Raw genomic sequence first — 430 nt, 5'->3', positions numbered from 1 at the left:
CGTGAATTGCCCGAATTGCATCAAGCAGGGTCTGGCGATTCTGCCGGTCCGTTACGCGGTTGTGGCGTCCGACGATAAGCTGAATGCGGCGGTGGCGCCGAACGATAAGGCGCATGCTGGTCGAGCGTCGAAAAAAACGGTCGATCCGGATGTCTTACCCCTCACGGCCGATCAGCACATCACGCGCAAGCCACTGAACGGCTCGAAATACATTCTTCGCCAGCTCGATCGGGGCTACGTCTATGTGCTGTACCCAGTCAGGGGCACGCGAGTCAGCCGATGGATAGTCTACGAGGTCGGGTCGGACGGATGCATGAACATCTACACCGATCCACTGCATGTTCCGCCGAAGCCGATGGACCAACCGCTGAACAAGACATGCGGCTGGCCGATACACAGCGATTCGGCGGCACAAACGATTGCCATTTCG

Annotated in this window: 1 protein-coding gene; it reads left to right on the top strand. The window is 58.4% G+C overall.

From position 1 onward, the window contains the following. Positions 1–430 (top strand): toxin VasX (locus ACYP33_RS26115; protein ID WP_459624474.1); only part of this gene is annotated, 430 nt, incomplete at both ends.

Source organism: Burkholderia sp. 3C (assembly GCF_054589155.1).
This window is presented reverse-complemented; position numbering and strand designations above follow the sequence as displayed.